The organism is Natrinema hispanicum, assembly GCF_004217335.1.
Taxonomy (GTDB): Archaea; Halobacteriota; Halobacteria; order Halobacteriales; family Natrialbaceae; genus Natrinema; species Natrinema hispanicum.
The window spans coordinates 727621-750944 of sequence record NZ_SHMP01000004.1 but is presented as its reverse complement, the minus strand read 5'-3'; the positions used below and the strand labels follow the sequence as shown (position 1 = coordinate 750944).

The 23324-nt window shown below is 57.2% G+C and carries 15 protein-coding genes, 1 tRNA gene and 11 pseudogenes; 17 read left to right on the top strand and 10 right to left on the bottom strand.

The annotated features are described in order from the left end of the window. A pseudogene (locus tag BDK88_RS10585) lies at positions 1–1435 on the bottom strand (outer membrane protein assembly factor BamB family protein). Positions 1436–1439: 4 nt separating this feature from the next. Next, positions 1440–3696, bottom strand: a pseudogene (locus BDK88_RS10580) (NADP-dependent malic enzyme). Positions 3697–3847: 151 nt separating this feature from the next. Between BDK88_RS10580 and BDK88_RS10575 the strand changes: the two are divergent. Further along, on the top strand, positions 3848–4315 hold the full coding sequence (locus tag BDK88_RS10575; protein WP_130500356.1) for a phosphopantetheine adenylyltransferase: 468 nt from the start codon (positions 3848–3850) through the stop codon (positions 4313–4315). Between the two features lie 98 nt (positions 4316–4413). On the opposite strand, the pseudogene BDK88_RS10570 reads toward BDK88_RS10575, so the two are convergent. Next, positions 4414–4723, bottom strand: a pseudogene (locus BDK88_RS10570) (transcription initiation factor IIB family protein). Between the two features lie 263 nt (positions 4724–4986). Between BDK88_RS10570 and BDK88_RS22075 the strand changes: the two are divergent. The 4 genes and pseudogenes from BDK88_RS22075 (at position 4987) to BDK88_RS10555 (ending at position 7053) form a co-directional block, all read left to right on the top strand. Beyond that, entirely contained in the window at positions 4987–5112 is a 126-nt protein-coding gene (locus BDK88_RS22075) for a hypothetical protein (protein ID WP_277613477.1), read from the top strand. Positions 5113–5158: 46 nt separating this feature from the next. Continuing rightward, a tRNA-Leu gene (locus BDK88_RS10565) sits at positions 5159–5243 on the top strand. Between the two features lie 223 nt (positions 5244–5466). Next, positions 5467–6281: pseudogene (gene dacZ / locus BDK88_RS10560) on the top strand (diadenylate cyclase DacZ). A 1-nt stretch (position 6282) separates the two neighbouring features. After that, positions 6283–7053 (top strand): annotated as a pseudogene (locus BDK88_RS10555) (mechanosensitive ion channel family protein). A gap of 9 nt (positions 7054–7062) precedes the next feature. Here the strand turns inward: BDK88_RS10555 and BDK88_RS10550 are convergent. Beyond that, positions 7063–7886: pseudogene (locus BDK88_RS10550) on the bottom strand (nucleoside phosphorylase). Between the two features lie 59 nt (positions 7887–7945). Here BDK88_RS10550 and BDK88_RS10545 point away from each other — a divergent pair. Next, on the top strand, positions 7946–8377 hold the full coding sequence (locus tag BDK88_RS10545) for a DUF488 domain-containing protein (protein ID WP_130500355.1): 432 nt from the start codon (positions 7946–7948) through the stop codon (positions 8375–8377). 61 nt (positions 8378–8438) lie between these two features. Here BDK88_RS10545 and cdd read toward each other — a convergent pair. From cdd to BDK88_RS10530, 3 genes and pseudogenes are all read right to left on the bottom strand, one after another. Next, a pseudogene (gene cdd, locus BDK88_RS10540) lies at positions 8439–8853 on the bottom strand (cytidine deaminase). A gap of 24 nt (positions 8854–8877) precedes the next feature. Then, positions 8878–10265, bottom strand: a pseudogene (locus tag BDK88_RS10535) (phosphomannomutase). Between the two features lie 151 nt (positions 10266–10416). After that, positions 10417–11055 (bottom strand): MaoC family dehydratase, encoded by a 639-nt coding sequence (locus BDK88_RS10530; RefSeq protein ID WP_130500354.1) that lies wholly within the window; start codon positions 11053–11055, stop codon positions 10417–10419. A gap of 266 nt (positions 11056–11321) precedes the next feature. Here BDK88_RS10530 and BDK88_RS10525 point away from each other — a divergent pair, with 266 nt between their 5' ends. The 10 genes and pseudogenes from BDK88_RS10525 to BDK88_RS10485 all read left to right on the top strand — a co-directional run bounded on the left by BDK88_RS10525 (position 11322) and on the right by BDK88_RS10485 (position 19538). Continuing rightward, positions 11322–11636, top strand: coding sequence for an AbrB/MazE/SpoVT family DNA-binding domain-containing protein (locus tag BDK88_RS10525; protein ID WP_092932391.1), 315 nt, complete (start codon positions 11322–11324; stop codon positions 11634–11636). Positions 11637–11638: 2 nt separating this feature from the next. Further along, positions 11639–12125 (top strand): annotated as a pseudogene (locus BDK88_RS10520) (hypothetical protein). Between the two features lie 50 nt (positions 12126–12175). Beyond that, complete coding sequence (locus BDK88_RS10515) at positions 12176–12724, top strand: poly(R)-hydroxyalkanoic acid synthase subunit PhaE (RefSeq protein ID WP_130500353.1); 549 nt, start codon at positions 12176–12178, stop codon at positions 12722–12724. Further along, positions 12721–14317: pseudogene (gene phaC / locus BDK88_RS10510) on the top strand (class III poly(R)-hydroxyalkanoic acid synthase subunit PhaC). The gene BDK88_RS10515 and the pseudogene phaC overlap by 4 nt, the downstream one beginning before the upstream one ends. 244 nt (positions 14318–14561) lie before the next feature. Next, positions 14562–14948 (top strand): SDR family NAD(P)-dependent oxidoreductase, encoded by a 387-nt coding sequence (locus BDK88_RS22320; RefSeq protein WP_394342666.1) that lies wholly within the window; start codon positions 14562–14564, stop codon positions 14946–14948. Beyond that, a complete protein-coding gene (locus BDK88_RS22315) occupies positions 14896–15309 on the top strand; it encodes an SDR family oxidoreductase (RefSeq protein ID WP_394342665.1) in 414 nt (137 codons plus the stop codon). The genes BDK88_RS22320 and BDK88_RS22315 overlap by 53 nt, the downstream gene beginning before the upstream one ends. A gap of 871 nt (positions 15310–16180) precedes the next feature. Beyond that, complete coding sequence (locus BDK88_RS10500; RefSeq protein WP_130500352.1) at positions 16181–16672, top strand: type IV pilin; 492 nt, start codon at positions 16181–16183, stop codon at positions 16670–16672. A gap of 2 nt (positions 16673–16674) precedes the next feature. Next, a complete protein-coding gene (locus tag BDK88_RS10495; protein ID WP_130500351.1) occupies positions 16675–17205 on the top strand; it encodes a type IV pilin in 531 nt (176 codons plus the stop codon). Positions 17206–17231: 26 nt separating this feature from the next. Then, positions 17232–17768, top strand: a complete 537-nt coding sequence (locus BDK88_RS10490) for a hypothetical protein (RefSeq protein ID WP_130500350.1) — start codon at positions 17232–17234, stop codon at positions 17766–17768. Positions 17769–18068: 300 nt separating this feature from the next. Continuing rightward, the gene (locus tag BDK88_RS10485) at positions 18069–19538 is read left to right on the top strand and encodes a sugar transferase (RefSeq protein WP_130500349.1); all 1470 of its coding nucleotides are present in this window, start codon (positions 18069–18071) and stop codon (positions 19536–19538) included. A 107-nt stretch (positions 19539–19645) separates the two neighbouring features. Here BDK88_RS10485 and BDK88_RS10480 read toward each other — a convergent pair whose 3' ends face one another. The 3 genes from BDK88_RS10480 to BDK88_RS10470 form a co-directional block, all read right to left on the bottom strand. Further along, entirely contained in the window at positions 19646–20467 is an 822-nt protein-coding gene (locus tag BDK88_RS10480) for a glycosyltransferase (RefSeq protein ID WP_165396946.1), read from the bottom strand. A gap of 269 nt (positions 20468–20736) precedes the next feature. Next, on the bottom strand, positions 20737–21633 hold the full coding sequence (locus BDK88_RS10475; RefSeq protein ID WP_165396945.1) for a glycosyltransferase family 2 protein: 897 nt from the start codon (positions 21631–21633) through the stop codon (positions 20737–20739). Next, on the bottom strand, positions 21630–22781 hold the full coding sequence (locus BDK88_RS10470; RefSeq protein WP_130500346.1) for a glycosyltransferase: 1152 nt from the start codon (positions 22779–22781) through the stop codon (positions 21630–21632). Before BDK88_RS10470 ends, BDK88_RS10475 begins: the two co-directional genes overlap by 4 nt. A 155-nt stretch (positions 22782–22936) precedes the next feature. Between BDK88_RS10470 and BDK88_RS10465 the strand changes: the two are divergent. After that, positions 22937–23293 (top strand): annotated as a pseudogene (locus tag BDK88_RS10465) (IS630 family transposase); the annotation flags it as partial. Between the last annotated feature and the right edge of the window lie 31 nt (positions 23294–23324).

Genomic DNA, 23324 nt, shown 5'->3' with positions numbered 1-23324 from the left:
TCACTCGTCGGGAACCAAACAGTATGCGTGACCACGCTCCTCGAGCACCGTCTCCTCATCATCGTCGTAGTAGTTCGAGAAGACGCCGCGTTCGGCGTAGTAGAGTCGCCCGTCGTGGGGGATCGCACCGCTGGTCACGTGGCCACGGTTGTTGACCCGCCAGCGGCGGTCACCAGTCTCTCTGTCGAGTGCATACAAGTGGGTGTCATAGGAGCCGACGAGGATCGTCTCGGCGGTCGCCGTGATCGAGCCGATGACGTGGCCACCGACGTACGCTGACCAGCGTTCGTCGCCGGTTGCAGCGTCGAGCGCATGGACGCGGTGGTCGTCGCCGCCGACGTAGACAATACCCTGATCCGGGTCGATCGCTGGATTCGACATGACGACGTCGCCAGTGTCAAACGACCACTCCTCGCTGCCGTCTTCGAGATCGAGCCGATAAAAGCGACCGTCCCAGGAGCCGACGAACGCCGCGCCGTCGTAGACCGGAATCGTCCCCTTGATCTGTGCCCCAAGGTTGAATCGTCCGTCGGCCATCGGCTTGCCGTCGGGGCCACCCTCGCCGCCGGCCTGGAACGACCAGGCGAACTCGAGGGAGGGAAACTCCCAGCAGTAGACGACGCCGTCATTGGAACCGGTGACGAGCTTGCCGGCCTCGCAGTCGATCGACGGCGAGGGATGGGGCATCCCCCAGATGCGGTCGTCGCTCCAGGTCGGCGTCCCGGTCTCGGCGTCGACCTCCCACAATGCGCCCTTGGCGGGGTTTTTGTACTCCGCGACGAGGTAGAGGTTGCCATCGATGTAGGCGGGACTCGAGCCGATCGCGATCGAGCCGCCGAACTCGCGCAGTCGGGTGTGCCAGACGATGGTCCCCGACGGGATATCGATCGCGTAGAGCTCGCCGTCGTAACCGCCGATGTAGGCGGTGTCGCCGACGATCGCTGGCGTGCCATGAAAGCCGAGGCTACGGCCGGCTCCCGTCTCGAGCGTCCAGCGGCGCTCGCCGGTCGGTCTGACAGCGTGAATCGTCCCGGTATCGTCGGCAATGAGGATCGTCTCGCCATCGGGCGTCGGCCGGGGCGTCGACTTGGCTGCGGTGTGGCCGATGCCGTTGACTGGGAACGACCAATCGACGCGTACGGACGAGGGAACGGTTTCGTTGGGGTAGTAGCCATACCGGCGCAAGCCACGTCGAAACATCGAACTCTCGTCGTCCGCCGGAAGGGGAACGTATTCGTCCGTGTTCATCGCGGCAGCGATAGTGCGAACAGTCGGGCATCGAGCGAGCTGCTCGTCCGGTACAGCCGGCAAGACCCACCATGCCAGCGGTGCCCGCAGTACAGAGCAACTGGCGTCTGGAGAACCGCGGCCCGTCGGCTGTCTCACCCGCTCGGTCGGACGTTTCGTCCCGACGGTCGGCGGCCTCCTCGCTCACACGTCTAGTTTTTCTGGGCGTCGACGACCGCAACGCCTGCCAGGTTCACGATGTCTTTGACTTCGTCGCCGCGCTGGAGGACGTGGACTGGTTCGTCCATCCCGACCAGCATCGGACCGATCGCGTCCTGCACCGCCCAGCCGCTGGAGCAGCTTGTAGCCGATGTTCCCCGACTCGAGATTCGGGAAGACCAGCACGTTCGCGGGCTCGTCGAGGTCGGAAAAGCCGTAGGTGCCCTCGAGGATATCCTCGACGACGGCGGTGTCGGCCTGCATCTCGCCGTCGACGGGGAAGTCGATTTCGGGGTCCTCTCGGAGCATCGCGGCCGCCTTGCGCGGTTTGCGTGTTCCTTCGTTGTCGACGCTGCCGAAGTTCGAGTACGAAAGCAGGGCTGCGCGGGGTTCGACGTTGAACCGGCGTGCGAGTTTTCCGGTCTGTTTGGTGACTTCCGCGAGCACATCTTCGTCGGGCGCTTGGTTGACCGTCGCGTCGGCGATGAAGATCACGCGGTTCTTGAACGTCAGCATGTAGACGCCCGCCGCGTAGTCGACGTCGTCAGCGGTACCGATCACTTGCAGCGGTGGTCGGAGTGCCGACGGGTAGTGATGGGAGAGTCCGGATAGCAAGGCGTCGGCGTCGCCCTGTTCGACCATGACGCTCCCGAAGTAGTTCGTATCGTGTTCGATGAGTTCGCCGGCCTCGCTCCGCGTAATTCCCTTGCGTGCGCGAAGTTCGTGGAGTCGGTCGGCGTACTCCTCGTAGTCGCCGACGGACGGATCAGCGACCTGCGGATCGTAGTCGAGACCGAGGTTCGCAGCCGTTCCCTTGATCTCGTCTTCGTCGCCGATGAGGATCGGCAGGGCGATTCCCTGCTCTTGGATCTGGTAGGCCGCCCGGATCATCTTCTCGTTTTCGCCCTCTGCGAGCGCGATCGTCTTGGGATCGCTCTTGGCCTTGTTGAGGACGACGCGCATCATCTCGCGGGACTTGCCCAGCCGGGCCTCGAGTTCTTCCTCGTACTCCTCTAAGTCGAGTTCAGTGCGAGCAGCACCGGATTCCATCGCAGCCTCGGCGATCGCCGGTGCGACGCGGAAGAGCACGCGCGGATCGACGGGCTTGGGGATGATGTAGTCGGGGCCGTACTGCAGTGGCTCGTCGCCGTAGGCCTTGACGACCGCATCGGGCACGTCTTGGCGTGCGAGTTCGGCCAGCGCCTCGGCGCAGGCGACTTTCATCTGCTCGTTGATCTCCGTCGCGCGCACGTCGAGTGCGCCGCGGAAAATAAAGGGGAACCCAAGGACGTTATTGACCTGATTGGGGTAGTCCGAGCGGCCAGTAGCCATGATGACGTTGTCATCACGGGCCGCCTTGGCTTCCTCGTAGCCGATTTCGGGGTCGGGGTTGGCCATCGCGAAGACGATCGGGTTGTCCGCCATCGACGCGACCATCTCCTGGCTGACGATGCCGCCGGCCGAGAGGCCGACGAAGACGTCCGCGCCGTCCATCGCGTCCGCGAGGCTTCCCTCGGGGACGTCACGAGCGAACTGCTGTTTGTACTCGTTGACGTCGCCCGATTGAGCGCGTTCTTCAGTGATGATCCCCGTCGAATCACACATCGTGATGTTCTCTTTCTGGACGCCAAGCGAGACGTAGAATCGGGCGGTCGCGATCGCACTCGCTCCCGCACCCGAGAACGTGACCTCGAGTTCGTCGAGGTTCTTATCCGCGACGTCGGCGGCGTTGAGCAGCGCTGCACCGGAAATAATCGCGGTGCCGTGCTGGTCGTCGTGGAAGACCGGAATGTCGATCTCCTCGCGTAGGCGTTCCTCAACGGTGAAACACTCGGGGGCTTTGATGTCCTCGAGATTGATCCCGCCGAAGGTCGGCTCCATCATCTTGACGGCCTCGACCAGTTTGTCGGGGTCCGATTCGTCGAGTTCGATGTCGAAGACGTCGATGTCGGCAAACCGCTTAAACAGGACGCCTTTCCCCTCCATGACGGGCTTGGATGCCTGTGCGCCGATGTCGCCGAGTCCGAGCACGGCCGACCCGTTCGAGACGACGCCGACGAGGTTGCCCTTCGCCGTGTAACTGTAGGCGTCGGTTTCGTCCTCGTCGATGTCGAGACACGGCGCGGCGACGCCCGGCGAGTACGCAAGCGCGAGATCACGCTGCGTATTCGTCGGTTTCGTCGTCGAAATCTCGATCTTGCCTGGGGGATCCGTCCGGTGGTACTCCAGTGCGTCCTCGTCTAATCCCATATTGGGGACACTGTCGGCGACCACTAAAAACAATGTGAAGGGGACAATCGACGATCGTCGAATATCAAGGGCGAAACTGAGAGACGAGAGTGTGAGCGAGAAAACACAGCAATTCGACCGTTTTATACGGGCCGCGAGAGTGACGTGGGGTATGGACGTCGCGCTTGGTGGGACCTTCAACCCCGTTCATGACGGTCATCGGCGGCTGTTCAGACGGGCGTTCGAACTTGGAGACGTGACAGTCGGGTTGACCAGCGACGAACTCGCGCCGAAGACACGCAGTTCGGATCGGCAGGTCCGATCGTACGACGAGCGAAAGGAGACGCTTGCGGCCGAACTCGAGTCGATCGCGGCCGAGTACGACCGCGAGTTCGAGATTCGCAAACTCGAGTCGCCGACGGGGATCGCGACGGAACCACAGTTTGACTACCTCGTCGTCTCTCCGGAAACCCGCGAGGGCGGCGCACAGATTAACGAGATTCGCCGCGAGCGCGGCCACGACCCGCTCGAGGTCGTCGTCGTCCCGCACGTCCTCGCCGAGGACGGCGACATCATCTCGAGTACACGGATCGTCAACGGCGAGATCGACGAGCATGGCGCTGTTCGTAACGACGATTGACGTGTCTCTCCGACGCAGGAATGGTCTCGTAGCAGACACTTACGGCACATCGTTGTCTCAGAGCGTTAGCCGTGGCAGTTGTACGGGGTCCTTACGGGCTACCAGCGCGGCGGCTCGAGTCCCTGCCGACTCGAGCAGGTCCTTCCAGCGGGACTGAATCGATAGCCGGGAGACGTCCGCGGCGTCGGCGACTGCACTTTGTGTGCGACCGTCACCGGCGACAAGCGAGCCGGCGTACACGCTTGCGGCCAGCACCGCTTGCTTCGATCGATCGGAGTCGGGGACGTCAGCAAGAAAGAGATCGGCCGCACACGACCGCGCCTCCGTCGACAGCTCCAGCCGGTCAGCGATCTCCGAGAGTTCCTCGAGCCACGGTTCGTACTCGATGCGGTCACGCGCGCTGTGCATACGTCGCCTATCGGGTCGGATAGGATAAACGTGTGGGCCCGTCCGATCCGTGTCCATCGCGCCCCAATTCGACACTACCGCCTGCAACAGTGCGCTACGAACAAATCGGTAGCACAGCCGTTCACCACTGATTGCACTAGGTGACGCCTACTAAACCGGTTGCCGACCGAATCAGGGCGCAACGCCAGCGGTCGGTGGCGATCCACAACGCCCCCATGAAAGAGCCAACATGTAAACTCGTCTGTACTGGCTGCGGTCTCGAGATGCCCTATCAGGATCGGGCGCTCGCCGAAGAGGCCGCTGAGTTACATCAGTCGCGAGATCCCGAGCACGTGACGTACATCGTGCCACCGGACTGGTCGCCGGAGGAATCAGTGACTCGTTGCTAACGCGGACCGACAGGTACTTACTCGATTCGGCAAAAGGCGAAGACGAGCGCGGGTAGCCAAGCTAGGCCAACGGCGCAGCGCTTAGGACGCTGTCCCGTAGGGGTCCGCCGGTTCGAATCCGGTCCCGCGCATGTTTCTCCGAGACAGTTTCTCGCGGAGAAGCATCGCCGGCCTGTTCGAACCCTGCAAGGAACGCACAGCGCTCGAGCCAGCGTCCAGCGGCTGATCGTCCGACAGGGAGTGTCGGCCACGGTTGGACAGCTGACTTGAATTCGACCGCCATGAGCGATAATCGAAAGACGTGCGTCAGACACCCCATAACGCTTATTCGCGCAGGAACGAGTTGTAGTATCAATGGCTGGGTTAGACGACGTGTTTGGGGATCTCTTTGCGAGTGTGGATGGCGTGGCCCTCTTTTCGCCCAGCGGCTCCTACTACGAACAGGTCGCAGCCTGTCGAGGACCTGAACGTGATCGTTGTCGGCACCGAAAACAGCGTCGGCGCGGAAACGTTCGTCGAGTTGCCGCTCGAGTTCGAGGACGTCACCGAGCGGATCCGGTTTGGTCTCGAGGGGGCGTTAGAACAGGACGTCATCGAGGATGGCGACGAACTCCTCTGTGCGACCAGCGCCTTCAGCGACGGGATCGATACGATCTCTCGCGTCCGGGCGGACGCAGAATCCCACACGGGGATCTACGATCTCTTCGCCAAATCCCGCGCCGAACCCGAAGTGGTCAAGGCGGTCCTCGAGTTGGCGATCGAACTGGGACAGAAGGGGCAGAAGGGGAAAACCGGTGGGCGCATTGTTCGTCGTCGGCGACGCCGGGAAGGTGATGAACAAGTCCCGGCCCCTGTCGTACAACCCCTTCGAGAAGTCCCACGTCCACGTCGGCGATCCGATCGTCAACGTGATGTTAAAGGAGTTCTCGCGACTCGACGGCGCGTTCGTCATCTCGGATGCGGGCAAGATTGTCTCGGCGTATCGCTACTTAGAGCCCTCTGCGGAGGGTGTCGACATTCCAAAGGGACTGGGTGCACGTCACATGGCTGGCGGCGCGATCACGCGGGATACGAACGCGATCGCGATCGTGCTTTCGGAGAGCGACGGGCTCGTCCGAGCGTTCAAAGGCGGTGAACTCATCCTGGAGGTCGACCCGGAGGCGTACTGATATGGTTGCATGGCAGCCGTTGCTCAACTGAGCCGGCGGTCATCGCGGCGGCAGTGCTTGCGCTCGGGCTCATCGTCGGGTACTTCGTCGGCCGACTCAACGAGGAGTTGCTCTCGGCGTCGGGTGTTCCGGACGCTGTCGAGGGGACGCCGTTCGAGCGGACCGCCCAGTCGCTTGGCACCTCGACGGTCGAGATTATCGCCCGACTGAGTTCGTGGTTTATCTACGGTATCGCAGTCCTTACGGCGATCCACATCGCGCAACTGCTCGATACGAACGCCTTCTGGCTTCGGGTGACGGAGTTTATCCCACAAGCTGTTTATTGCGGTCCTCGTGCTCATCATCGGGTTCATCGTCGCGGACAAGTCCGAACTCGTCGTCAGCGAGTATCTGCGCGGCGTGAAGCTCCCTGAAGTATCGATCATCCCGAAGTTGGTCAAATACTCCGTGCTGTACGTCACCTTCATCATCGCACTGGGCCAAATCGGCGTCCACGTCCTCGCCTTGCTGATCCTGCTGACGGTCTATGCCGTCGGTGTCGTCATCGTCGGCACAGTCGCGTTCAAGGATTTCCTTGTCTCGAGTGCAGCGGGGATCTATCCTGCTGCTCAACCAGCCCTATGGGATCGGCGATCGGGTCCGGATCGGCGACCAGCGAGGGATCGTCCAGGAGGTCGATCTGTTCGTCACCAAGATCGAAGATGACTCCGAGGAGTACATCGTTCCGAATCGCAAGGTCTTCGAGGACGGAATCGTCCGTATTCGGGAGTGACGATCGGAACTACTCGAGCGAGAGACCGGCGTGCCAGCGGTCGACGCCGGCCTCGCGTTTGACGGCATCCATTTTCGCCAGGAAGATGGGTCGCGAGTGTCGCAGTCTCGGCGGCCCGCGATTCGCCTTCGGTTCTGAATTCGCCGGTTTCGCGGTTGGCGTAGACGGTACAGACTGCGCCCGCACGGAGACCGTACAGGTTTGCAAGCGTGAGAATCGCGCTCGCCTCCATCTCGATGTTTTTGACGTTCGCCGCTTTGAGATCGTCGACCAAGTCGTCAGCGCCGGCGGCTTCGAACCCGTCGAAGCCGGGTCGACCCTGTCCGGAATAGAACGAATCTGCGCTCATCGTGACACCGGTGTGGTAGTCGTAGCCGAGCCGTTCGGCGGCAGGCAACGAGTGCGGAAACGACCTCGTAATCCGCGGCGGCCGGGTAGTCCTCGCGGACGTACTCGTCGCTGGTTCCTTCCTGACGGACCGCACCGGTCGTGATCACCAGGTCACCGACGGCCATCTCCGGCTGGATCGCCCCACATGATCCAACGCGGATCATCGTCTCGACACCGACGCGAGCCAACTCCTCGACGGCGATCGCCGCCGACGGGCTCCCGATCCCAGTCGAGGTGACCGAAATCGGTGTCCCCTCGTACGTGCCCGTCGCCGTCCGATACTCGCGGTGGTGGGCCCGAATCTCGTGGTCGTCCCAGAACGCGACGATTTTCTCGAGTCGTTCGGGATTGCCTGGTAACAGAACAGTGTCTGCCACGTCCTTGGGGCCGACCTCGAGATGGTACTGGACGTCGGCGTTCGGATCTTCGCTGTCGCGAGCCATTGAACAGCGACGGTTCGATCCGTCACGGTATATAACTGCAGGGAGAGTAGAGTCACGCTATGTCATGGGAAAAAGTCACAGACACATACGTCGCTGCCATCCAGCACGGCTTGGCCGATCTGCCGCCGGACGTAACTCGCGTCGGCGTCGTTCGGCAACCGACCGGGTGGTTTCACGCAGCCGTCGACGAGAATCAGCCCGAACTCGGGCCACCGACCGACCTGCTCGAGTCGTTTCGTGACGCCGAAGCGGACATGAAGCTGCAGGGGTTCTGTGAGGAAGGTGCCCACAACGCCGCGTGGGAGCAGGTCGGGTTCGGTACGGCATACCGGGAGTACCTCGAGGACTCGAGTGACGCGCAAGCGGCGCTTTCAGAGCTCGAAGACCGGCTAGAATCGGGCGAATCGCTGGCGCTGGTCTGCTATGAAAACACCGAGAAAAAGCGGTGTCACCGGACGATTCTTCGGGAGTATCTCGAGGAGCGCACGTGAACGGGCCAGATGGCAGTGGCGGTGTCGGCAGCCACCTTTAACAGCGAGAGAGTCTCGTCGTTTACGACTCGAGGGTCTCCTGCGTGATCGTATTTGGCAACAGTTCGCCGAGCGTGTACTCGGTCACGTCGCCGTCGCCTTCGTCACAAAGCACCACGAGGTCGTCATCACAGAACTCGGTGAGCGTCTGGCGACACATGCCCACAGGGAGTGACGCCGTCGCGGCGATCCGAACTCACCGCGAGTCGTGCAAAGTCGCGGTGGCCCTTCTTGACAGCCTCGGCGATTGCGACCTCCTCGGCGTGAAGGCTGTTGCTGAAGTTGGCGTTCTCGAGGTTACAACCGACGAAAACCTCGCCATTAGCCGTCTCGAGGGCGGCACCGACTCGATACTCGGAGTAAGGGACGTGCGCACGGTCTTGGACATCGCGAGCGGCCTCGATCAGGTCAGTCCATAGACGAGGGGTTCGGACCAGTGGCCACCAAAGGATATCGACTCCCTACTGATTTTGCTCGATCGCCGTCTCGGTAACTGATCGTGCGTCGGCGACGAGGTCGTCGACGGACTCGCTTTCCGCATACAGGCGGATGTACGGCTCCGTTCCACTGGGTCGGACGAGCAACCACGAGGCGTCGTCGAACTCGAGGCGGATGCCGTACTCCGTGTCGACCGCCGCGTCCGGGAACGCGTCGGGAAGGTCAGTCTCGAGAGTGTCCATCGCGTCGGCCTTGGCCCCGTCCGGACAGTCGATGCTGACCTTTCGGTAGGGACGCTCGGTGACTGGCTCGCGGAGCGTCTCCGTATCGCCGGCCTCAGGAGACGAGTGCGGCGACGACGGCAGCGCTTGCGACACCGTCGATCCAGCCGCCGAACGCGGTGTGGATGTGTTTCCAGGGCTCGGCAGCGAAGACGATCTTGGTGTCTGCTGTCCCCTGGTCGCGCTCTCTGGCGATACCCTCGTGTAGAACCCCCAACTGGACGCGTTCGACGCGGCCGCCAGCCGCCCGGACCCGCTCGTCGATGCGTGCCGAGGCATTCGGTGTCGTGACGACAACGGGATCGTCGGCGTCGCTGTCAGCCGTGTAGTGGGCTGCGACCACCGCAAGAATCGTATCCTCGTGGATCACCTCCCCGTCGGGACCGAGGACGACGAGGCGGTCGGCATCACCGTCGTGGGCGACCCCGAGGTCGAAGGTCCCATCCGCAAGGAACTCGCTAAACTCCGTCAGCGTCTCCGGCGTGGGCTTGCTCTCGCGGCCGGGGAAGTGGCCGTCGACGGACGCGTTAATCGAGACGACCGTCGCGCCGAGCCGTTCGAGGACCTGTGGCGTCGCGAGCGCGCCGACGCCGTTCCCGCAGTCGACGGCAATCCGCAGGCCGGAGAGCGGTCGGTCTGCAGTCGTCCCATCGGTGCCGCCGAACCGGTTGCGGACGTAGTCGACGACGGCGTCGCGATACTGCTCGAGTACCGAGAGCTGTTCCGAATCGCCCCATTGCTCCCAGCGGGCGAGTCGAGAGTCGTCGCTCGTGATGCGGTCGTCGATTACCTGTTCTGCGTCACTGTCGTACTCGACGCCGTCGATGAAGAGTTTGATGCCGTTGTCAGCGGGCGGGTTGTGACTGGCGGTGAGCATCACGCCAGTGTTGGCCACGCGAGGCAAAGGCGAGCGCGGGTGTCGGCACCTGTCCGACGCGGCGAACATCGGCTCCGGCACTCTCGAGGCCGGCTTCCATCGCCGCCGCAAGCGCCGGTCCCGTCTCTCGCCCGTCGCGACCGACGACGAACGTTTTGCCGGGCTCGCCGGCAGCCTGTCCGACGGCGAGCGCGAGCGAGGGTGAGACGTCCTCGACCGGGCCGCGAATCCCTGCAGTTCCGAAAAGGGTCATATGGCTAGGTTCCGCGAGGAGCTACTTAATCTCGAAGACTCGAGCAGCGTTATGACAGTCCCTGTATCATTGAACGCGGCTGGCATGAGCCGACAAAAGCGGCTGTGGTGCGCAGCGAGCGATTTCGTCAGTCGACCGAGGGAGAGAGGTCTTATTCAGCTGGCAGATCGTCGATCAGGACGACGGCCTCGCCGTTAATTACGGTCGTGTCGTCGTCTTCGTCTCGGACGAGCGTCTCGAGTCGGTACTGGTCGTTCCCGAGGCTCTCGACGACTTCGACGCGCGCGGAGACGCTGTCGCCGATGCCGACGGGGCCGCTGAACTCGAGGTCCTGTGAGAGGTAAATCGTGAGTCCGGGAAGCCGCGCGAGGGCGGCGCTGATGAGCCCGGAGACGAGCGTCCCATGGACGATGCGTTCGCCAAACCGGGTTTCGGATGCGAACTCTTCGTCGAGATGGAGCCGGTTCGTGTCGCCGCTGACGGCGGCGAACGCCCGGATATCCTCGTCGGAGAGCGTCTTCTCGAAGGTGACGGTGTCACCGACGCTGATGTAGTCCGGATCGTCAACGGTGCGGTCGAACTGCCAGTCCAAATCGGAGTACTCGATGGACGGGATCGACGGGGCGATTCGGTTAACTTCTGCACCGTTGCTCTCTTCGGTCGAGGGCAACATTGCAGAGACAGCAGCACGATTCGCCGCGGTCGCCGTTCGAAGAAATCCTCGCGTCATCGCCGACCACGCATCGGTCATGCTCGCGAGATTATCTCCGCCCGCGTTCTGGTGGGACATCTACAAACGGCTAAGTGTGGCGGCTATATGACTTCTTTGGCTGTCACAATACTGATTTGATGGCGGAGAATCACAGTAATCGTCACTTAGAGATTCTCTAACTGTAAATCTCTACTTACAGCGTCGGCTGTCGAACCCCCTGAACAGCTGCAAGTCCTGTCTTTTGCAGGTGCATAACACCATCTTTCCTCTATCTCTACCATCTCTTGCCATCAAAAGACATCTAGTGGAAAGGCTTATTATGTATCCGATCCAACCAACAGGTGATGACGGACGACTCCGACCGATCGCTCTGGTTCCCACCTGCGATGTTCACCGAGCAAATGCAGGAAGCAGGCGAGCAGGTCGCTGAATCCCAGCAGGAGATGATGAAACAGTTGCTGCAGGCTACGTCGGCGAACCCGCTCGATAACACATCGGCGTTCGGACCGATGAACATGGGCACGGCGACGTTCAAAGCCCGCGTCCAGAGCGGCGGCCGGATCAGTATTCCCGGACCCGAACGGGAAGCCCTCGACATCGAAGAGGGAGATATCGTCCAGACCATCGTCGTCCCAGTCAAACGCAACCGAGAGGATTAATCATGACTCAGAACCCATTCACCGCAGTCTTCGACGCCCAGCGCACCGCACTCGAACAGAGCCAGTCGTTCACCCACGATGCCCTCGACGCACAGCAGACATCGATCAGTGTCATGGCTGACGCCATCGAAACGTCGAGCTCGATGGTTCGAGTCCAACGCCGAGATGACCAAGGGTGCGATCCACGCCTACTTCGACGCCGTCGAGATGTCGATGCCCGAGGACGCCGCCGACTTCGACGAACTCCGCGAGCTCGTCGACGAAAGCGTTGACTCGGCCACCGAGGCCCAGTCGCAGTCGATCGACGCAATGATCGACGCACTCGAGGAGTCGGAAGTTGCCTACGAAGAGTTCGCCAAGAGCTACTCCGAGGTCGTCGACACGTCGTTCGACGCAGCCCTCGAGGCCCACGAGCAGATGGAAGAGAACATGAGCGCCGTCGCAGAGAACGTCGAAGCGGCCACCGAAGAGTTCGACGCCTCGGCGTAGACCGTCGGCCGGGCCTAGTCTTTTGATAGTCGACTCCCAATTTTATCCCAATGACAGATTCACAGCCCCAGACACAGAACTGGAACGCGTTCGTCGAACAGTGGAACGAACAGTTCCTCGAGGCACTCGAGGACAACATGGAAGCGCAGGCGCAATTCGTCGAGAGCTGGTCGGAGACCGTCGGTGAGGTCAGCGACGACGCCGAACTGTCCGACGGCGTCGAGGGCTATGCCCGCGCCTACGAGACATGGATGAACGCCTCCCAGCAGATGGTCGAGCGCATGAACGACCAGCTCGAAGGCGAAGACGTCGATGTCGAGGAGTTCCGCGATATCTGGCTCAACACGGCCAACGAGGCGTTCAAAGACGTCATGTCGACGACCGCCTTCGCGAAGATGACCGGCGAGACCGTCGGTGACGTCCTCGAACTCCAGCAGCAGGCCGACGAGGCCTCCCAAGAGACGCTCCGATCGCTTGGCTTTGCGACCGAGGACGACGTCGTCGAAATCGGCGACCGCCTCGTCGAACTCGAGCGTCGTCAACACGCCGTCGAGGAGAAACTCGACCGCGTCCTCGAGCACATCGAAGACGAGCAATGAAGAACCCGTACGCAACCGCGCTGGAAATGCAGCGACAGGCCTGGGAGGCGACTGCCGGCCTAGCCGAGAAGAGCCAAGTCGCCCCCGAGCGCACCGAGACCCTCGAGAACGTCGAGGTCGGCCAGACGCCAAGCGAAGTCGTCTACGAGGAGAATAAACTCCGGCTTCTCCACTACGAGTCGAAGACTGAGGAGCAATACGACATTCCAATCCTCATCGTCTACGCGCTGATCAACAAGCCGTACATCCTCGATTTGCAGCCCGACCGCTCTGTGGTCCAGACGCTGCTCGAAGAGGGCTTCGACGTCTACCTGATCGACTGGGGCGAGCCATCCAAGCTGGACCGACAGCTCTCGCTCGACGATTACGTCAACCGCTACATCGACAACTGTACTGATGTCGTCCGCGAGCGCTCCGGTGAGGACGCGATCAACATCCTCGGCTACTGTATGGGCGGGACGATGTCGGCGATGTACGCCGCGTTACACCCTGAGAAGGTCAAGAACCTCTCTCTGATGGCCGCCGGTCTTTGCTTTGCGGGCGACGGTGGCGTCCTCGAGCTGTGGGGCTCCGAAGAGTACTACGATCCCGAGACGGTCACCGAGACCTTCGACAACGTCCCGGCAGAGTTCTTGGACATCGGCTTCGCGCTGATGGACCCTGTCGCGAACAACGTGACGAAAGTACGTCCGGTTCTACGACAACGTCGAAGACGAGGATTTCGTCGAGAACTTTGCTCGGATGGAACGCTGGCTTGACGAAGGTATCGACGTCGCCGGCGTCGCCTACGAGGAGTTCATCAACGACATCTACCAAGAGAACAAGTTGTATAATAACGAGCTCGAGTTGGGTGGCGAGCACGTCGACATCACCAACATCGACATGCCTGTCCTCCAGATCGTTGCCGAGTACGACCACCTCATCCCGCCAGGAGCCTCGAAGCCATTCAACGAGATTATCTCCTCGGAGGACACCGAGACCCTCGAGTTCGCGACGGGTCACATCGGCATGTCCGTTTCCTCGCGGAGTCACGAGGAACTCTGGCCGCAGGTCTGTGACTGGTTCGAAGCGCGCTCGGACGGCACGGAAGAAAGCGCTGAGCCAGCGACACCTGGAGCTGAGGATACGGACGTCGCCGGTGGCGAGGCGGGAACAGCAGATCTTACCAACGGTGGCTCACCTGTCGAGACGGACTCCGATACCAGTGCTCAGACCGATCTCGATTCCGTGACAAGTTCTGATACGGAAACGGATCTTGACGCTGAGACGAGTGATCTCCACGGCGAAGACCGTTCGGACGAGGAAATCATCGAGCGTGGCGAAGACGAGGTTGAAGAAGAACCCACAGAGCCCGGCGAGATGAACGTTGACGAGGACGTCGTCGAGGAAGTCACGGACGAGGAAATAGAATCCGAGACCGACGATCTCACGGCGCTGACCGGTGTCGGACAGGCATACGCCGAGGATCTCTCTGAGGCCGGTATCGATACGTTCGACCAACTTGCGGAGGCAGATGCCGCTGACCTCGCCGCCGAGACGGGCATCTCTCCAAGTCGGATCGAAGACTGGATCGAACAGGCCCAGGAGCAGTAAGCAGCTACTTGCAGATCAGCGGTCACCATCTCAAGAGCCGTCATCGCTTGACGGCTCGAGTGCGTTCCGTTTCGTATGTGATACCGATTCGGCCGGACCAGCGACGGCAATCGCTCTGGTCTGTTACCTGAATCTGTGGTATCCGTGGGATGTGTCCACCGTCTCCTCGTGGGGTTGTTATCACTCCCAATTCACTGACAACTATCACATCATTATTTATCATTGGAGATTGAATTGACGAACTATGTCCATGGATGGTCGTACCTGTGTGATCACAGGCTCAGCGCGGGGTATCGGTCGCGGTATCGCAAAATATCTCGGTGAAGAGGGAGCGAACGTCGTTATCAACTACCGATCATCGGAAGAAGACGCGTACGAGGCCTGTCGACGCCATCGAATCAGCAGGGCGGCTCGGCTGTTGCAGCCCAGGCAGACGTTTCCGACCGCGCGGCCGTCGAGCACATGCGTGAGGTCTGCCACTGAGGCCTTCGGACAGTGTGATGTGCTGGTAAACAACGCCTGGCATCACCGCCGACAAGCAGTTCACCGAGATGTCCCGCGAGGAGTGGGACCGTGTGATGGACGTCAATCTCGGTGGGATGTTCAACTGTACCCAGGTATTCTACGATGACATCTGGAACGCCGAGGAGGGCCGGCTGATCAACATCTCGAGCGTCGTCGGCAAACAGGGCAACTTCGGGCAGGCCAACTATGCCGCTGCGAAAAGTGGCATGTTCGGCTTCACTCGGACGATCGCCCTCGAGTTTGCCCAAGGTGGCTCGACTGCTAATTGTGTTGCGCCTGGTTTTACCGCCACCGACATGGTCACGAGCGTCCCGGACCACGTGCTCGATCGGATCATCGCGGAGATCCCGCTCGAGCGACTTGCTGAGGTTGAGGATATCGCTGCCGTCGTGCGGTTCTTGGCGAGTGAGGACTCGTCGTACGTGACGGGGGAAGTGATCGACGTCAACGGCGGAATGGACCTCTAGAGGGTTTCTTGTAGGTTTGATCTAGCGGTTTTAGGTTATCTGTTTCTTTGGATCTGAGGATTCTGGTTCCTCGAGTGCTGCTATGAGGAGTTTCGCTGGTCAGCTTTCGAGGAGATCTGCGAGTGAGTGTGTCGATCGAAGCGCGGCTCAGGGGTACTTCGGTGCGTCTCTCGCGTATCTCGTATATTAGTGTATCAAGACAGTTCAACTAATCGACCCAAGACTGTCCCATCCCTCTCAATCGTCAGCTTGATACGCCAGTGGTTGTCGTCGGTCCAGTGCTTCTGAGCCTAGAGTCGAGGTTGTTGATGATGGACTCGAAGCGATTGCAGTCCGCGTCAGATACGACTTGGACGAACGGACTGTAGGTATTGGGTTTGACCGTGCCCCTGTGACCGGTGTCATGCGACGAGATTGTTGATCAGCTCAGAGCTATCACTATCTTCAGTGAGCAAGAGCCAACCTTGTATTTCGACCGTCTGGATACCCCCGAACTTGGTGAGGAATCGCCATGGTCGTTGATCCATGATGGAACACGGCCACATGATAATGATAGCACCGACGAGACTGGTATAACTATTGTAAACAAAGTAATATTATCGGGAATCACCCGACGGTAGCATTTCAAGCAGTCGCTGATAGACCGATAAGAGCTGCTGATTATCAGATTTGAAAATCATTTACTTTTACAGACTGGTCACTATCCCCTAGATATATATTGGTCCGGTTCCCTCTGCCAGTTAGCATCGGTAAGTCGGTCTGAGAAAGCGGGGACGCAGTGGGTTATACTACATTCCCCTGTCTGCACCTCGTCGTTTGGGAAGGGTGTCAATAAGCTTTCTCACCGTTCGCAGCCGGTGCGTGAGAATAAATGGACTTGAAGAAATACCGTTCGAAGCTGATCGGCGATAGTGACGAAAGAGCAGTATCACCTGTTATAGGTGTAATTCTAATGGTTGCAATTACTGTCATCCTTGCAGCAGTAATTGCGGCCTTTGTATTGGATATGGGTAGTGGTGTCGAACAGAATGCACAGGCTGGCGCAAACGTTGAGTTTGACAGTACGAACGATGAGATCTCGATTACATACTCAAGCACCCAGAATGCGGACTACATCAAGTCAGAACTGTCTGGTGGGTCGTCAAATACCGCCTATCTATGCTCGCCTGGTTCCAAGGTGACCTACGGTTCGAGTGTTACGACTAGTGGTGAAGTGGAAAATAGCGCTGGTAATTGTGATGGGACCACGGACACTGCACCATCGAGCGTGACTGTCTCTGATTCCACTTCCTATGATGTTATTGTGACCGCTGTCAAGGGAGACACGCAAACTGTTATCGCTGAAGAGAGTGACACTCTGTAAAAATGGATCTGAAAAAGTTCCAGAAGAAGTTAGTTGGGAGTGAAGAACAGCGTGCAGTGTCTCCTGTGATCGGTGTCATCCTAATGGTTGCAATTACTGTCATTCTCGCAGCAGTGATTGCTGCCTTCGTATTGGATATGGGTAGTGGCGTCGAACAGAACGCGCAGGCTGGCGCAAATATAGAGTTCGACAGTACAAACGACAAATTGTCAGTGACATACTCCAGCACTCAGAACGCAGATCATATTGTCGCGACGTTCACTGACGATGAAGGTGATAATGCAGAATATCAGCTAGATTCGCCAGGCAGTAAGGTTATTTTAGAGGACGATAGCCCAACTGCTACACCCGAAGCTGAAAGTGCAACTGCCACCACATCTGGTTCTGTGACCGCCAACACTGGAGTTGACGCAGCAGGTGGCTCAAATGCCTTCGGTATCGAGTCAGGTACCGATGAAGAGATGTCGGTCATTGTTACCGCCGTTAAGGGCGACACGACCACCGTTATTGCAGAGGATTCAGACACGGTCTAATCCAGGCCTTCAATAATTTTTGTACAATGTTTTCGATTAGCACTGCAAAGCGTTTGTTTGCGCTGACAGCCGCACTTATACCCTTTGACATCTATTTCTACGGACAGAATATCGGCTGGGGGGCATACCTCACGTTCGGTCGATTCGTCAACTCAAACGCTGTTGGCACCCAGTTCCTCACACCAATACGCCTCTACCGACTTAACAACCGATTCGATCCAAGTGGCCGAGTCGCGTTATTCTGCTGGCTTGGCGCTGCAGCACTGGTCCTGCTTGCGACACTGTACATTCTCGCAACATGGATCGTCAAGCCACCAGTCTCGGAACGCCGGAGCGATCGGGCCGTTGGCGTCGCCTTCATCATATCCGGTGGACTGTTTATCATGAGTCGAGTGCTGCTGTACGATCATTGGCTTGTCGGGTCGTCAACCAATGTCCACTGGTTCTCAGTGCCGATCGGGGCAGTGTACCTGCTTTTTGTCGGAGCCGTTTTCTATCGTGATCTCTTCCAATTCGGGGAGGATATCGATGATTCTGCGTCGCCGACAGTGAGCGATGGGTAGTAGTCTCTCTTCGTTTGACTTCACCTACGTTTTCTTTCAATGGTCGTCCGAGATCGAAGATCGATCATGGACATGTTCGCGATCTCGTGCATAGTCTTGGGCCGTACTCGGTTCGAGCGTTGTCGATGTTCTACTCGGACTCAAGCAAAAGTATAAGCGCGGCGTCGATTACAGCGGACATCGGTAAATCGTGAGTACAAGGACCTTCAATTGTGAAATAACCAGAATAAATGTATTCGTATGTTGGTGCACTAGTTACTTCAAAGAATATATGTGAGTGTGGGTCCCTTCCCTTATTCGATGCTCACCGGTTGGCGGTATAGATTCGTGAGTGCGGCAGGAACCGTGTGTCTTGTCGTCGTTGCAGTTCTTGTCTCGAATTTATCGACTACTCAATCACTTTTCACCACCTTCGTTCCTGTGTTCAATCGATTGGAACCAACCATTCTCAGTGGATCGTCACTGTGGTGGGCACTAGCCCTGAGCGTCCTTGCGATCGCGGGGGCGGTCTGGCCACTGTACAAACCTCGACCTCGCCGCATTCTCGACACGGTCTTTCTTGTCCAAAAGCGGGTTCTCGTCGGTGGACTCACACTCGCGACGCTGGGCTACTTTCAGTGGTCCCACCGCCTACCACGGGCGACACTCGTGATGATCGTCGGATTCCTTGTGGTCGTGCTTCCAGGGTGGTTCCTCCTTATTCGAGGCCGGCCAACTGGCTCAGACGGTCGCACAGTAATTATCGGCGACGACCTCACGCAGATCAAGCGAGTCGCACCTGTTGTGGATACACCCGTGATAGGTTACCTCTGTCCGACGGTCACTGAGGAACGGGACAAATCAGTGTCCAAAAATGCCAAAGGAAAAGCGATCACGGACGGCGGTATCGAACTTCGCCATGACGATGTTGCTGAACGCAATGACGGACCTAATCAACCAGGACCGCTTGACGCGGCGTCCCGACTTGGTGGCCTCTCGCGACTTGAGGACGTCCTTATTGAGTACGATATCGAAACCGCCGTGCTGGCGTTCCGACAGGCAGACCGCGCGGAGTTCTTCGGAGCATTAGATGCCTGCCACGAGTATGGTGTGGATGCAAAAGTCCACCGACAGTACGCCGATAGTGTCCTGGTTTCAGAAGGTAACGTAGGAGAGCTAGTAGACGTTGATCTCGAGCCTTGGGATCCGCTGGACCACATACTCAAGCGAATATTCGACTTTGTGTTCGCGATTATCGGGTTAGTCGTGTTCACGCCGTTGATGATGGTGATCGCCGCCGCAATCAAACTCGATAGTCCAGGACCTATATTCTACAGCCAGAATCGAACTGCAGGTTTTGGCGAAACTTTTCCCGTATACAAATTCCGATCAATGGTTCCTGAAGGGGAAGATGCAACACCTACTGAAGACGAAGAAAACAATCGGATTACACGTGTGGGTCAGGTGCTACGAAGGACTCACTTAGACGAATTGCCGCAATTATGGTCGATATTTACGGGAGATATGAGCGTTGTTGGCCCCAGAGCTGCGTGGACAGAGGAGGAAGCCCTGCTTGAGCAAGATATTCCGGCCTGGCGCAAGCGGTGGTTCGTGAAGCCGGGATTGACTGGTCTCGCGCAAATTAACGACGCGAAAAGTACTGACCCCGATGAAAAACTTCGGTACGATCTCGAATACATTCGGCGACAATCGTTCTGGTTCGATGTGAAAATCGTGATTCGTCAGATTTGGAAAGTTCTTGGGGACGTATGTGGGACTATCTGGAGATGATTATATATTTCATCTCCAATCCCACTATATGAAATCCACGTATGGTGAGTGTCCACGCCAATTATCTCAGGGTTGATAGAAAATGGTATTCAACCAATAAGACTAATTTATGCTCTTAAGAATCTCTGATAGAGTTGTCCACGAATCCGATTTGGAAGCAGTCGCGGTACAGTTCTAATCATTGCGTTTGATAACGCCCTTGGAGCAGAGATAAATCCAATATCATAAAAATCTTTTTGAAGGCGTATTTCCTCTCGAGCATATTCCAAGCCTCCACGTCGGCTGTACATATTGGTTCCTCCTCGTACTTTCACAAGGACTTTGGCTTGATTGCGGAACTCATAATCAGACTGAATCATTCGTGCCCAAAGCTCATAGTCTTCCATTCGATCGACTGGGCGGTAGTTACCAGCATCAACAATTGATTCACGGCGTGCACTGACAGTTGTCTGATTCATTGGACAGCGAAATTTGGCCATTGCTGTTATAGACTCGTGTTCAACTGGGACTTCACGGATGGCATGTGGATCTCCCGGATTATCCTCAAACTCAGCAATGTATCCCCCAACAACATCAGCGCCCGTTTCATCAAGAAATGCGAGTTGAGTCTCAAACCGTTCTGGGATGCAGATATCGTCAGCATCGTGAATCGCAACGATATCCTTGGTAGCGTTTTTAACAGCTTCACGAAGTGCTGCTCCGTGGCCCCTATTACGGGGAAGGGAAACAACCTCTACCGGGAACTCTGTTGGTCCCAGAACATCCCGGATCACATTATTAATAACTTCTGGGACTGGTCCATCCTTCACTAAAACAAGTTCGTCTGGAGGACGAGTTTGATTTCGGATACTACAGAGCGATTGGGATAATTCTGCAGGATCATCACCATGGTAGGTAGTGCAAAGAGCTGAGAGTGACAAGCTTGGCATATTCGGGTAAATAAAATAGACGGATAAATAAGACAGCATTGATGCACGTCTGTTGCGTTTTCCACCGCGAGATTCCTGACACAGGCCCGACTGCGGTGGCTGAGTCTGTTCGGGACTTAGCACTCAAGACAGACCGAACGGGAGCTAAACGAGCAGACTCTTGGCGTTCGTAACTAAGCGGTGCCATACGGCCTTTCCTTGCAGAGAGAAAGAAGGTATTTTCGTCGACAATTGTTGGATGAGTGATGATTGATTGCTGTGTGGTATAGTTAGTAGTATAGACGGTTAGGGAGATTGCTTAGCCGCGTCACAGTTTGATCCGAAATTGGGGTTCGCTGCCGGAGCAAGCTCGGTAAATCTTGGAGAGCAGAAATCCACCCGCGGATAACAGCGGGAATGTCTAGCCGTGAGAGATACAACGTATATCCTGTCCAAATGAATAAATAAATCATCGCGAACCGCCACGGGACATGCCGTACTGAGAGGCGGATTCGGTTCTCAATCATCTTCTGAGTGTAATACGAATCACCATTCCGTCCCTCTGGAGATTCTTTATGAATGATCTTGATGGACGGTTCGTAGATAATCGTATACCCTTGCTCTAAGAGCTGATACGACAAATCCAACTCTTCTGAACCATACTCAAATTCAGACGGATATCCATCTGTCTTGGCTAATGCTGACGCACGAATCGCATGTCCGCAGCCAACATACCATGTAGTTTCAAACCGAGTATCTTTCATCCGATCTTTATCATTTCCAGGGAACGATTCCACTTTTTTGGAGTACGCATTCCGGACTTTGAACGCGAGAACCCCAACCTCGTCGTATTGCTCAAAAACACTCTCGATATGACTTGCGCAGTCGTCAGTTGTGAACTCTGCATCATCGTCAATGGTGACGAGATAGTCTCCGGTTGCTTTCTCGTGAGCAATATTTCGCGCTTGTGGCACACCCATCCGACCATCGTAGTGGTAGTAATTGATTTTTGGCCGGTCATACTGGCCGCCATCGGAAAATAGGTTGCTCGTTCCGTCCGTTGAATTGCTGATGACGATAATTTCGTAATCGTCGTAATCTTGTGCAAGAATCGAGTCGATAGCGTCTCTCAACTCATCTTTTCTATTGTAAGTGATGAGACAAAATGATAGGGTTGGTGTATTCATATCTCCACCTCTATCGCTTCCCATATTTTATCATTTATCCTTCCCCAATCATACTGCTTGACTTCTTCACGGGCTGTTTCTCCTAATAACTCTCTACGTGTTGGTGTATCAGCTAAGTCTTCAATAGCTGTAGCCCACTCGTCGGAATTATCCGGTGGGACAAGAATTGCCGACTCTTGGTCTGTTACAATTTGAGAAACCCCGTCCAATTCGGTGGCAATAATTGGCTTTCCAGCAGCCATGTATTCAAACACTTTCACAGGGTAAGAATATTGATAGTTCTCAATAGAGTCCGTCAACGGACACAAACAAATATCGGCGTTTGATATTTCTTTGAGTGCGTCAGGATGCGGGACACGCCCAAGCACTGTGACATCATGTCGCTGATTTCGTATGTTGGAAAGCCAGTCGTCGTTCTGTTGGCGGAGCGGCCCGACGAGACGGAGTTCAATATCGTCTCGATCAAGCTGAGAAATCGCGTCTAAGACTTGCTGGAGCCCTCGTTGTTCTCGGATAGGACCGATGTAGGCAAGGGTGACTAAGTCATCAGTGGTGTGATCATCCCATTGCACAATCTGGCGGCTAGTGTAGTCAACATCTGTTCCATTAGTGGTGTAGAGCACGTTATCTCTGTCCGGGTTGATATCGTAAGAGCTGAGAATACCAGGCGCAAGGGCAATGACTACTAGGTTCGCATGTTTGAGAGTACGTCGAGTAATAGCCAATAGACCATTATTATAGATACGTGCGATAACTCTGCCAGGTGACTGTGGCATTCCTTCGAGATCGATCCCGAAATGGGGGCTATCGAAAATGTCTGCAACCCACGGGAGTCCTGCTAAGTGGAGACAGTAGCCAGCGAGGAGGGCTTGTGGGGAATAATCAGTATGAGTGTAGGCGACATCGTGGCTGCGGACGATTTTCAGCGCGGTATAAATCATCCAGATGGGTAAGACAAACCGCATAAAAGTGGTTTCACCAGCCGTGTGGACCGTGGCTGCATCGTCTTCAAGCTCTGAGCAGATTCCCCGACGAGTAATAAAATGTGTTTCATAATGCTGACAAGCGTACTGCGCACGCTGATACTGTGACTTATTCCGGCCGCATTTCACTTGTTGAAATAGAAAGAGAACAGTCCGGTTACTCATTACTAAGGCCGACGTGACGCTTTGGCTAAAACTACATTGGTTTTTCCTGATTACGTGATCCCAGAGATACCGCTGAGAAGACTGACGGGGTCTGAGAGGATGTCCACTGATACTGATGGCTAAAATTTCATGTATCTTTAGACACGAGGAACAGTATGGCGATGTTGGAGAACGTCTCTGTCGAAGACCTCCGCCAGATCTTGGCGGAGGTCGATGATGCCGATGCGACAAAGCGGCTCATAGCCGCGATCAACAAAGAGACAGAAGATCTAACGCAAGCAGAAGCCGCCGCACTCTATGGATTTTCCAGCAGTTGGGCTTCGAAATGGTTCAACCGACTCGAATGGTTCGTCGGCGAGCCGTTCGAGGAGGTCGTCTACGACAAACCACGTGAGCGCAGACCATCCGAACTCTCTGACGACGAGCACGAGCAGTTTGTCGAGGTACTTCACGAGTCTCCCGAAGTAGTCGGATACAACGCACCCGCGTGGTCTGTCCCACTAGCACATCACTAACAACTGCAAGACAATCGTCAATCTCGTG